This window comes from Pseudomonas sp. ASL3 (assembly GCF_056680425.1).
Genome location: NZ_CM155281.1, coordinates 5,066,446 through 5,078,821 on the forward strand (window position 1 = coordinate 5,066,446; position 12,376 = coordinate 5,078,821).

Annotated in this window: 8 protein-coding genes; all 8 read left to right on the forward strand. The window is 61.2% G+C overall.

The features are described 5' to 3' along the window. Positions 1 to 127: 127 nt before the first annotated feature. Positions 128 to 1,819 carry a choline dehydrogenase gene (betA, locus tag AC1MEE_RS23295; RefSeq protein WP_480411874.1) on the forward strand — a complete coding sequence of 564 codons (1,692 nt, stop codon included), beginning with the start codon at positions 128 to 130 and terminating at the stop codon, positions 1,817 to 1,819. Positions 1,820 to 2,084: 265 nt separating this feature from the next. Beyond that, the gene (locus AC1MEE_RS23300; protein WP_480411875.1) at positions 2,085 to 2,780 is read left to right on the forward strand and encodes an RraA family protein; all 696 of its coding nucleotides are present in this window, start codon (positions 2,085 to 2,087) and stop codon (positions 2,778 to 2,780) included. Between the two features lie 152 nt (positions 2,781 to 2,932). Then, the gene (locus AC1MEE_RS23305) at positions 2,933 to 4,375 is read left to right on the forward strand and encodes a TldD/PmbA family protein (RefSeq protein ID WP_480411876.1); all 1,443 of its coding nucleotides are present in this window, start codon (positions 2,933 to 2,935) and stop codon (positions 4,373 to 4,375) included. Next, on the forward strand, positions 4,375 to 5,709 hold the full coding sequence (locus AC1MEE_RS23310) for a TldD/PmbA family protein (RefSeq protein ID WP_480411877.1): 1,335 nt from the start codon (positions 4,375 to 4,377) through the stop codon (positions 5,707 to 5,709). Before AC1MEE_RS23305 ends, AC1MEE_RS23310 begins: the two co-directional genes overlap by 1 nt. Before the next feature lie 7 nt (positions 5,710 to 5,716). After that, positions 5,717 to 7,153: a multidrug transporter subunit MdtD gene (gene mdtD / locus AC1MEE_RS23315; protein ID WP_480411878.1), complete on the forward strand. Its 1,437-nt coding sequence runs from the start codon at positions 5,717 to 5,719 to the stop codon at positions 7,151 to 7,153. Positions 7,154 to 7,207: 54 nt separating this feature from the next. Continuing rightward, positions 7,208 to 8,587, forward strand: a complete 1,380-nt coding sequence (gene dbpA, locus AC1MEE_RS23320; RefSeq protein WP_480411879.1) for an ATP-dependent RNA helicase DbpA — start codon at positions 7,208 to 7,210, stop codon at positions 8,585 to 8,587. A gap of 144 nt (positions 8,588 to 8,731) precedes the next feature. Next, positions 8,732 to 9,910 (forward strand): BaiN/RdsA family NAD(P)/FAD-dependent oxidoreductase, encoded by a 1,179-nt coding sequence (locus tag AC1MEE_RS23325; protein WP_480411880.1) that lies wholly within the window; start codon positions 8,732 to 8,734, stop codon positions 9,908 to 9,910. 266 nt (positions 9,911 to 10,176) lie between these two features. After that, positions 10,177 to 12,360 carry a YccS family putative transporter gene (gene yccS / locus AC1MEE_RS23330; protein ID WP_480411881.1) on the forward strand — a complete coding sequence of 728 codons (2,184 nt, stop codon included), beginning with the start codon at positions 10,177 to 10,179 and terminating at the stop codon, positions 12,358 to 12,360. Positions 12,361 to 12,376: the final 16 nt, after the last annotated feature.

A 12,376-nucleotide genomic window follows, 5' to 3' on the forward strand; every position in this document is an offset into this window, starting at 1 on the left:
GAATGCAATCTAACTGTGGGAGCGAATTCATTCGCGAAGGCGGCGCATCTGACACACCGCGTCAGCCCATTCGCAGGCAAGCCTGCTCCCACAGAACACCTCACACCCATCTTTGAGGGTGCATTTAATGTCCCAAGAATTCGACTACATCATCATCGGTGCCGGCTCTGCCGGTAACACCCTGGCGACCCGTCTGACTGAAGACCCAGGCGTCACCGTCCTGCTGCTCGAAGCAGGCGGCCCGGACTATCGCCTCGACTTTCGCACCCAAATGCCCGCAGCCCTGGCCTTCCCGCTGCAAGGTCGCCGCTACAACTGGGCGTACGAAACCGATCCAGAACCGCACATGAACAATCGCCGCATGGAATGTGGTCGCGGCAAGGGCCTGGGCGGCTCTTCGCTGATCAATGGCATGTGCTACATCCGTGGCAACGCCATGGACTACGACGGTTGGGCGAAAAACCCTGGCCTGGAAAACTGGTCGTACCTCGACTGCCTGCCGTATTTCCGCAAAGCGGAAACCCGCGACATCGGTGCAAACGACTACCACGGTGGCGACGGTCCGGTCAGCGTGACCACGCCTAAAGCCGGTAACAACCCGTTGTTCCACGCCATGGTCGAAGCCGGCGTGCAAGCTGGTTATCCGCGTACCGATGACCTGAACGGTTATCAGCAAGAAGGTTTCGGCCCGATGGACCGTACCGTGACGCCGAATGGCCGTCGCGCCAGTACGGCTCGCGGTTACCTTGATCAAGCCAAAAAACGTTCGACCCTGACCATTGTCACCCACGCCCTGACCGACCGGATTCTGTTCAACGGCAAACGTGCGGTCGGCGTGTCCTACATGGTCGGCGACAGCGATACCCGCATTGAAGCCAAAGCCCGCAAGGAAGTCCTGCTGTGCAGCGGCGCTATTGGTTCGCCACAGATTCTGCAACGCTCCGGCGTCGGCCCGGCCAAGCTGCTGAAAAGCCTGGATATCCCGGTGGTTCACGACCTGCCAGGCGTGGGTCAGAACCTTCAGGACCACCTGGAAATGTACCTGCAATACGCCTGCACCCAGCCGGTTTCGCTGTACCCATCGCTGTTGTGGTGGAACCAGCCGGCCATTGGCGCGGAGTGGATGTTCCTCGGTACCGGCATCGGCGCCAGCAACCAGTTCGAAGCCGGTGGTTTCATTCGTACCCGCGAAGAATTCGAGTGGCCGAACATTCAGTACCACTTCCTGCCGGTCGCGATTAACTACAACGGCAGCAACGGTGTGAAAGAGCACGGTTTCCAGGCGCACGTCGGCTCCATGCGCTCGCCGAGCCGTGGTCGCGTGCACCTGAAATCCAAAAACCCACGCGAATACCCGAGCATCCTTTTCAACTACATGGCCACCGAGCAGGACTGGCAGGAGTTCCGCGACGGCATCCGCCTGACCCGGGAAATCATGCAGCAACCAGCGCTGGACCCGTACCGTGGTCGCGAAATCAGCCCCGGCATCGAGGTGCAGACGGATGAGCAGCTCGACCAGTTCGTGCGTGAACATGCCGAAACCGCCTTCCATCCGTCCTGCTCGTGCAAGATGGGCACCGACAAGATGGCCGTGGTCGATGGTCAAGGTCGGGTGCACGGGATGAAAGGGTTGCGTGTGGTCGATGCGTCGATCATGCCGCTGATCACCACCGGCAACCTCAACGCGCCGACGATCATGATTGCCGAGAAGATCGCCGACAACATCCGTGGCCGCGCCCCACTGCCGCGCAGCACCGCCGACTACTTCGTTGCGGGTGAAAAACCGGCACGCGGCAAGCCATTGCGTGAAGTCAAATAAAGCCAAAGGCTTTATGTAGGAGCTGCCGAAGGCTGCGATAAGGTCGGAACGACCTTCGCTTTTGAGGATTGTGACCGCTTCGCGGCCAATCGCAGCCTTCGGCAGCTCCTACAATTTCAATGCCATCCCACACACCTCATAGACCATTGGCTCACCGTTCCGCCCTTGATCCGCCTTCTGCGCAGGCCTAATCTAGCGCTACGCAAACGATCACCCCCCCCGCTTCAATCGACAAGCCGGCACTGACTGGCCACGAGGCTTTCTCATGTTTGATGTAGTGTCTTCGAGCACATGGCCCACCGGCTACCTGATCAATCCAAACGCAGAACCCCTCGATCCGAAATGGCTGCAAGCCTTCAGCAAGATTCCAGCTGCTGCTGTCAGCGACTGCCTGGGCCGCAATGTCGGCGGTCTGGGGCTCAAAGCCTTCCACGGCAACGCCCCGATGCTCGGCAGTGCCCTGACCGTGCGCGTTCGCCCCGGCGATAACCTGATGATCCTCAAAGCCATGCAAATGGCCCGTCCCGGCGACGTGCTAGTGATCGACGGCAGTGCCGACCTGACCCGTGCGGTGTTCGGCGGCATCATGCGCGCCATGGCGCTCAAGGCCGGCATCGTCGGCGTGGTCATCAACGGCGCCCTGCGTGACCTTGATGAATGGCAGACCGGCGAGCTTCCGGCTTATGCCATCGGCGGCGTACACCGTGGGCCAAGCACTGATGGTGGCGGCGAAATCAACGTGCCTATTTCCTGCGCAGGCATGCTGGTCATGCCCGGCGATTTGATGATTGGCGACGGTGACGGCGTTGTCGCCGCGGCCCGTGCCGAACTGCCGGAACTGCTGGTGCGCTGCAACGATCTGCTGGCTCGCGAAAAAGCCACACTGGCCGCCATCGAAGCCGGCACCCTGGACCCGGACCGCTTCGACGCGATCCTGCGCAGCAAGGGTTGCCCGGTTTAAAAGGCCTGCCCACGATCGCAGTGTGCCAGATGCACCGCGTCAGGCCATTCGCGAATAAATTCGCTCCCACAGGGGATCGCGTGTTTCCTGTGAGCGAGCTTGTTCGCGAAGGCGTCAACCCAGGCACAGCATATTCAAAGGAGCCTCTCCGCATGTTCGATTTCTCCGCTCAGCTCAAGCAGCGGTTTGCCGCCTTGCGGAGCCCTGCCGAATTTTTCTCGCTGCGTTACGTCCGGCAAACCAGCCAACACCTGTCCGTTCGCAAGAACGTCGCCGAACCGCCGTATCTGAGCAGCGATGAAGGCGCGATGTTGACCGTGCGAATCAACGGCGTCGAAGCCTACGCCGCCACCAGCGATCTCTCGCAACGCGGGCTACAAGCCGCGCTGGAACAGGCCGAGCAACACGCCCGGCGTCTGGCACCCCATGCCCTGCTCGATCTGCGCGATCAGCCGGTTTCCACTGGCCGCGCCGATTACCTGTCGCCTCATCTGACTGACGCCTTTCCGTCGTTGAGTGACTGCTACCAATTGCTCGGTGCCGAATCGGCAGCCGTGCCCAGCGACAAACGCCTGGTGAACTGGCAGGTCAGCCTCGGGCTGGACAACGTCGAACAGATTTACCTGAACAGCGCTGGCGCCGAGATTCGTCAGGCACAGCGCTACGTCTATCCAGGGTTGAGCGTCACCGCTTACGACGGCCTCGACAGCCAGACCCGCAGCCTGGGCCGCGACAACTTCGGCCAGCAAGGTGGCGCCGAGGTCATTGCCAACTGTGGGCTGATCGGCGCGGCTGCGCAGGTGGCCGATCAGGCGTTGCAACTGATCATGGCTCCCAACACGCCCCAAGGGCCGCGCGATCTGCTGCTGATGCCGGACCAGATGATGCTGCAAATCCACGAATCCATCGGCCATCCGCTGGAGTTGGACCGCATTCTCGGTGACGAGCGTAATTACGCCGGCACCAGCTTCGTCAAGGCCAGTGACTTTGGCAGCCTGCAATACGGTTCCGCACTGCTCAATGTGACGTTCGACCCGGACATTCCCGAACAACTGGCCAGCTACAGTCACGACGATGACGGCACGCCCGCGAGCAAACAATTCCTGATCCGCGACGGCGTGCTGATTCGGCCTCTGGGCGGCGCGCTGTCGCAATACCGCTCCGGTATGGAGGGCGTCGCCAACAGCCGCGCGTGCAGCTGGAACCGCCCGCCCATCGACCGCATGGCCAACCTGAATGTCGAGCCTGGCGACCAGCCGCTCGAACAACTGATCAGCGGCATCGAGCACGGCATCATGATGTCGACCAACCGTTCCTGGTCCATCGATGACGCCCGCAACAAATTCCAGTTCGGTTGTGAATGGGGCCAATTGATCGAAAACGGCGAACTCAAAGGCGTGGTAAAGAACCCGAACTATCGGGCCATTTCCGCGCAGTTCTGGCGCAACCTCAGCGCCGTTGGCGACGCCAGCACCTTCAAGGTGCTCGGTACGCCCAACTGCGGCAAAGGCGAACCCAATCAGGTGGTGCGCGTAGGCCATGCCTCACCCGCCTGCGTGTTCTCCCAGGTCGATGTTTTCGGAGGGGATGCTTGATGGAACAAATAGCTCAGCAACAGCAGTTCGAAGCGCTGGTCGACGGGCTGCGCGGCGCGATCACCGAGCAGGAAGCCTTCACCCTCGGCTATAACGCCGAAGCGTCCGAATTCATTCGTTTCAACCACGCCAAAGTGCGGCAGGCCGGGCATGTGCAGCAGGCCAGCCTGAACTTCAAACTGATCGACGACGGCCGTCATGCCGACTTGCATCTGACGCTGTCCGGCGATGCGCAGGTCGATCAGGCGCGATTGGCCACAGCGCTGCAACAGTTGCGCGAAACCCTGGTGTTGCTGCCGCAGGATCCGTATCTGCTGCCCAACACCGAGGCCTGGCAGATCAGCAACAGCCAGACCCAGCCGCTGCCGGACACCGCGCGCGTACTTGAGCAAATCAGTGAGCTGGCCGAGGGCCTGGACTTGGTGGGGTTTTATGCCGCCGGCCCGTTGTATCGCGGCTTCGCCAGTTCCTGGGGCGCGCTGGGTTGGCATCAGGCCAACAGCTTCAACTTCGACTGGAGCCTGTTCCACGCTAACGGCCAGGCAGTGAAAGCCAGCTACGCCGGGCACGACTGGAGCGACGACGCCTTTGCCCAACGCTTTCAGCAGGCTCGTGAACAGCTGGAGTTCCTCGGTCGGCCACTGCAAACCCTGGCCCCCGGTCAATATCGCGCGTACCTGGCCCCCGCCGCGCTCGAAGAAATCATTGGCATGCTGTGCTGGGGTGGTTTCTCCGCCGAAGCGCTGGCCAGCAAGACCAGCCCACTGCAACGGCTGTACAACCGCGACGCCCACCTCAACCCGCTGGTGTGTCTGGATGAACAGGTGACCGGCTCGCTGTCGCCGGCATTCTCCCCCGAAGGCTATCCGCGCCAGGATCTGTCGCTGATCGGCGCCGGCCTCGCCCGCGAACAACTGGTCGGCTCGCGCAGCGCCGCGGAATACGGTCTGGCCGCCAACGGCGCCGGCTGGGGTGAAGCGCCAAGTGCATTGAGCATGGCTGCGGGTACGCTGGAGTTGAAGCAGATCCTCGAGCAACTCGGCACTGGGCTCTACATCAGCAACCTCTGGTACCTCAACTTCTCCGATCAATCCGCCGCACGGCTGACCGGGATGACCCGCTTTGCCACGTTCTGGGTCGAGAACGGCGAGATTCAGGCGCCAGTCAGCACCATGCGCTTCGACGACAGCGTCTATAGCCTGCTCGGCAATGCCCTCGAAGCATTGACCCGCGAGCGGGAACTGATTCTCTCGGCAAGCACCTACAGTCAACGCCAGACAGCGTCGAGCCTGCTGCCGGGCGCCTTGATCAGCCGATTGACTCTCACGCTCTAAGGATCGTATGCCGACCAGTACACCGCTTCTGGATGCCCGGACCCTGCGCTGGCTGCCTTGGGTCGTAGCCATTGCGTTTTTCATGCAAAGCCTCGACGGCACGATCCTCAATACGGCCCTGCCGGCCATGGCCCGCTCCCTGACCGAAGACCCGTTGCGCATGCAGTCGGTGGTGATCGCCTACATGCTCACGGTGGCCTTGCTGATTCCGGCGTCTGGCTGGATCGCTGACCGGTTTGGCATCAAGCGGATTTTCTTTGGCGCAATTCTATTGTTCAGCCTCGGTTCGCTGCTGTGTGCGCTGTCCAGTTCGTTGAGCATGCTGGTCGCCGCGCGCGTGGTACAGGGGCTGGGCGGCGCATTGATGGTACCCATCGGCCGCTTGATCGTATTGCGCGCTTACCCGCGTTCGGAGCTGGTGAGGATCATGAGCTTCATCACCGTCCCCGGCCTGCTCGGGCCGTTGATGGGGCCGACGCTGGGCGGCTGGATCGTCGAGTACCTGAGCTGGCACTGGATCTTCCTGATCAACCTGCCCGTGGGCCTGCTCGGTTGCTACGCTATCAAAGCGTTCGTCCCGAACCTGCCCGGCGGTGCCCGCACGCGCTTCGATGGCGTCGGCTTTGCGCTGTTTGGTGCCTCGATGGTGCTGATCACCATCGCTCTCGAAGGCTTGGGCGAACTTCACCTGCCGCATATGCGCGTGGTGTTGCTGCTGTTTGGCGGGATGGCCTGTCTGGCCGCTTACTGGTTGCGCGCCGGGAATATCGACTACCCCTTGTTCGCGCCCGCGCTGTTTCGTACCCGGTCCTTCGCCGTGGGAATTTTTGGCAACCTGTTCTCCCGGCTTGGCAGCGGCGCCCTGCCGTTTCTGGTGCCGTTGTTGCTGCAAGTGGCCCTCGGTTATTCGCCCTCCAAGGCCGGGATGAGCATGATCCCGCTGGCGGTCGCCGCCATGATCACCAAGTCGGTGGCGCGGCCGCTGATCGAGCGCCTCGGCTACCGCATCGTGCTGACAGGCAACACGTTCCTGCTGGGTGCCCTGCTGGCCAGTCTGGCGCTGGTCGATGCGCAAACCGAGTATTGGGTGCTACTGATCCATCTCGGCTTGATGGGTGCGGTGAATTCACTGCAGTTCACCGCGATGAATGCCGTGACCCTGATCGACCTCGATGATGCCAGCGCCGCCAGCGGCAACAGTCTGCTGTCAGTGGTGGCGCAGTTGTCCTTGAGCCTTGGGGTGGCCTGCGCAGCGGCGTTGCTGGGCGGCTTTACCGACGATGTGACCAGCGGTAGCGGCGAAGTGAGCAGTGTATTAGGCGCTTTCCAACTGACATTCGTCAGTGTTGGCGTGCTGTCGATGCTGGCGGCGGGGATTTTCCTGCAACTGTCGCCCAAGAAATGGCAGGGTGTTCCTCGTCCGGAACCCGAGATCGGGCATTAAGACGGGCCCGCGACCTGATACACTGCGCGACATTTTGTTTTGCAGGCCCGTCCCGTGACTAACACCGCTTTCAATACTTTGCCTCTATCCGCTGGCATGCTGGCTAACCTCGAGTCGCTTGGTTATGCCGAAATGACACCGATCCAGGCACAGAGCCTGCCGGTGATTCTCAAGGGTATGGACCTGATCGCCCAGGCCAAGACCGGCAGCGGCAAGACCGCTGCGTTCGGCATCGGCCTGCTCAACCCGATCAACCCGCGCTTCTTCGGTTGCCAGGCGTTGGTGCTGTGCCCGACCCGTGAGCTGGCCGACCAGGTGGCCAAGGAAATCCGCCGTCTGGCGCGCTCGGAAGACAACATCAAGGTCCTGACCCTGTGCGGCGGCGTGTCATTCGGCCCGCAGATCGGTTCGCTGGAACACGGCGCGCACATCATCGTCGGTACCCCTGGGCGCATCCAGCAGCACCTGCGCAAGGGCTCGCTGGTCCTCGACGGCCTCAACACGCTGATCCTCGACGAAGCCGACCGCATGCTCGACATGGGTTTCTACGACTCGATCGAGGACATCATCGGCCAGACCCCAAGCAAGCGTCAGACCCTGCTGTTTTCGGCCACCTACCCGGCCGGTATCAAGCAGCTGTCGTCGAAGTTCATGCGCGACCCGCAAACGGTCAAGGTCGAAGCCTTGCACGCGGACAGCCAGATCCAGCAGCACTTCTACGAAATCACCCCGGAAGAACGTCTGAACGCCGTGGTCAAGGTACTCGGGCATTTCCGTCCGCAGTCCTGTGTCGCGTTCTGCTTCACCAAGCAGCAATGCCAGGAAGTGGTCGATCACCTGACCGCCAAAGGCATTTCCGCCGTCGGCCTGCACGGCGATCTGGAACAGCGTGACCGTGATCAAGTGCTGGCGATGTTCGCCAACCGCAGTACCTCGGTACTGGTCGCTACCGATGTCGCCGCTCGCGGTCTGGATATCGATGCGCTGGACATGGTGCTCAACGTCGAACTGGCGCGGGACTCGGAAATGCACATTCACCGGGTTGGCCGTACCGGTCGCGCCGGCGAGAAAGGCCTGGCGATCAGCCTCGTCGCGCCGTCCGAAGCGCACCGCGCACGGGCCATCGAAGACGTACAGAAAGCCCCGCTCAAGTGGGACCAACTGGACGAACTGAAGAATCAGGGCGGCTCGCAGTTGTTACCGACCATGAGCACGTTAGTAATCGGCGCTGGCCGCAAGGACAAGGTTCGCCCCGGCGACATCCTTGGCGCCTTGACCGGTGATGCCGGGATTCCGGGCACCCAGGTCGGCAAAATCGCCATTTTCGACTTCCAGGCGTATGTCGCCGTCGAACGCGGCGTGGCCAAACAGGCGCTGGAGCGTTTGAACAACGGCAAGATCAAAGGCCGTTCGCTGCGCGTGCGGATTTTGTAAACATAACGCCATCACCTGTAGGAGCTGCCGAAGGCTGCGATAAGGTCCGCAGGACCTTCATGCGATTCAGAACCCCGCGACCGCTGCGCGGTCGATCGCAGCCTTCGGCAGCTCCTACAGTTCGCCCCCTCCGAGGATTTAGTTTTGCCCGTTACTGACGTTGTGATCATCGGCGCTGGCGCCGCAGGTTTGATGTGCGCGCTCACGGCCGCCAATCGCGGGCGCAAGGTGATGCTGATCGATCACGCGAACAAGGCCGGCAAGAAAATTCTCATGTCCGGTGGTGGGCGCTGCAACTTCACCAACATGTACACCGAGCCCGGTAATTTTCTCTCGCAGAACCCGCACTTCTGCAAGTCCGCGCTGGCGCGTTATACCCAGTGGGATTTCATCGCGCTGGTCGCCAAGCATGGCGTGCCATACCACGAGAAAAAACTCGGCCAGTTGTTCTGCGATAACAAATCCAGCGACATCCTCGAACTGCTGCTCAACGAGTGTGAACACGCCGGGGTCAGTCTGCACCTGGACACGTCAGTGCAGAACATCGAAAAAACCGACAACGGCTACAGCCTGAACACCACGGCTGGCATCCTGGATTGCCAGTCGCTGGTGATCGCCACCGGTGGGCTGTCCATCCCGACGCTAGGCGCCACCGGTTTCGGTTATCAAGTGGGCAAACAATTCGGCCATACCTTGCTGCCGACCCGCGCGGGTCTGGTGCCGTTCACCATTACCGACCAACTCAAAGCACTGTGCACCGAGCTGTCCGGTACGTCGGTGGATTGCCTGGTCAGCTGCAACGACACCAGCTTTCGCGAAAACATCCTCTTCACCCATCGCGGTCTGAGCGGGCCGGCGATTCTGCAGATTTCTTCGTTCTGGCAACCGGGCGAAACGGTCGTGATCAATCTGCTGCCGGACCACGATGTGCCGAGCTGGCTGCTGCAACAGCAAGCCGAACGGCCCAACAGTGAGCTGAAAACCCTGCTCGGTGAAATCTTCACCAAGAAGATGTCCAACCTGATCGCCGAGCTTTGGTTCGTCTCCAAACCGATGAAGCAATACACCCCCGGCGAACTCAGCGACATCGCCGAAAAACTGGCGTACTGGCAGGTGGTGCCCGCCGGTACCGAAGGCTATCGCACGGCGGAAGTGACCCTCGGCGGGATCGATACCCGTGAAGTGTCGTCCAAGACCATGGAGTCGCTGAAATCGCCGGGGCTGTATTTCATCGGCGAAGTGCTGGACGTCAGCGGGCACCTGGGCGGCTTCAATTTCCAGTGGGCCTGGGCCTCGGCGTATGCCGCTGCGCAGTACGTCTAAGGCCATGTGCTGATCCTTTTGTAGGAGCGCGCTTGCCCGCGATCCGTCCGGGGTCGCGCTCGACCGAAGCGCTGGCAGGATGTTGAGCTCAGCATCGCAGGAAGGTCCTTCGGCCATTATCGCGGGCAAGCGCGCTCCTACAGGGGTCGCGATAGCTTGGCAGCGAATTGAAAGATATTTGCTAAATCCCATGTACAGCCGACACTTAGCGCTGTAGATACTGAGCTGGATTTAGATCAATAGCGAACAAGGCCGTTAGCTCACTTATGTCATCGACTTCCTTTCGTCATACGCTCCGTCGTTTGTGGGCACTGGACAAGTTCAGCTACAGCGTGCGGGTGTTTATCGCGCTGACTGGCACCATGGCGCTGTGTTGGTACCAGGACGAAATGGGCCTGCTGATCCCGGTATTTCTGGGGATTATCGCCAGCGCCCTGGCCGAAACCGATGACAGCTGGCAAGGCCGCCTGAACGCGTTGGCAGTGACGCTGGTGTGCTTCAGCGTCGCCTCGCTGTCGGTCGAACTACTGTTTCCCTACCCGCTGATTTTTGTATTCGCGCTGGCGCTGGCAGCCTTTTGCCTGACCATGCTCGGCGCGCTGGGCGAACGCTATGGTGCCATCGCCTCGGCCACGCTGATTCTGTCGGTGTACACCATGATCGGCGTTGACCAGCGCGGTGGGGAGGTCACCGACTTCTGGCACGAACCCATGCTGCTGGTCGCCGGTGCTGCCTGGTATGGTTTGTTGTCGGTGCTATGGCAAATGCTGTTTTCCAATCAGCCGGTGCAGCAAAGCCTGGCGCGACTGTTTCGTGAGCTGGGACACTATCTGGAACTCAAAGCGACGCTGTTCGAGCCGATCCGGCAACTCGATATCGAACGGCGCCGCCTGAAGTTGGCGCAACAGAATGGCCGCGTCGTGGCGGCCCTGAACGCTGCCAAGGAAATCATTCTGCACCGCGTCGGCGATGGCCGGCCCGGCGCCAAGGTCAGCCGTTATCTGAAGCTGTACTTTCTCGCTCAGGACATCCACGAGCGCGCCAGTTCGTCGCACTACCCTTACAACGCGCTGGCCGAAGCGTTCTTCCACAGCGATGTGCTGTTCCGCTGCCTGCGCCTGCTGCGCCAGCAAGGCACCGCCTGCCGCAGGCTGTCGGAAACGATCCAGTTACGTCAGCCCTTTGCTTACGACGACCGCTTCGCCCACGCCCTGGACGACTTGCACGCCTCGCTGGAGCATCTGCGCATCCAGAGCAACCCGGCATGGCGTGGATTGCTGCGCTCATTGCGCGCACTGGCAGCCAACCTGGGGACTCTCGACCGCCTGCTGAAAGACGCCAGCAACCCTGACAGCCTGGCCGACGCCACCGACAGCAGCCTGCTGGACCGTTCGCCACGCAACCTCAAGGACGTGTGGAATCGCCTGCGCCTGCAACTGACCCCCACCTCGCTGTTGTTCCGCCACGCCTTGCGCCTGCCGCTGGCGCTGAGCATCGGTTACGGCATGGTGCATCTGGTGCATCCGTCTCAGGGCTACTGGATCATTCTGACCACCTTGTTCGTCTGCCAGCCCAACTACGGCGCGACCCGACGCAAACTGGTACAGCGGATCAGCGGCACGGCGATTGGCCTCACAGCCGGCTGGGCGCTGTTCGATCTGTTCCCCAGCCCATTGATTCAATCGATGTTCGCAGTCGTCGCGGGCGTGGTGTTCTTCGTCAATCGAACCGCGCGTTACACGCTGGCGACAGCGGCGATGACCTTGATGATTTTGTTCTGCTTCAATCAGATCGGCGACAGTTACGGGCTGTTCCTGCCGCGACTGTTCGACACCCTGCTCGGCAGCCTGATCGCCGGCCTCGCGGTGTTCCTGTTCCTGCCGGACTGGCAAGGACGGCGGTTGAACAAAGTGCTGGCGAACACCCTGACCTGCAACAGCATTTACCTGCGCCAGATCATGCAGCAATACGCCCACGGCAAAAGTGACGACCTGGCTTACCGCTTGGCCCGACGCAACGCGCACAACGCCGATGCGGCGCTGTCGACTACCTTGGCCAACATGCTGATGGAGCCGGGGCACTTTCGCAAAGAAGCCGACGTGGGCTTCCGTTTTCTGGTGTTGTCACACACCTTGCTCAGCTATTTGTCGGGTTTGGGCGCCCACCGCGAAACGCAATTGCCGCCTGAAGTGCGCGAGCATTTGATCGATGGCGCCGGGGCAACCCTGGCAGCGAGCATCGATGAAATCGCACAAAGCCTGGCCAATAAAAAACCGGTAACGATCCAGAGCGATGCCGAAGAAGCGCTGGCCAGTGACCTGGAGCACATGCCCGACGAAATGGACGAAAGTCAGCGATTGGTGCAGACCCAACTGGCACTGATCGGCCGTCAGCTGGGGCCGCTGCGGACATTGGCTGCACACCTGATCAAAGAACCCAGCGAAGCCTGAACCATTCGATGACGGG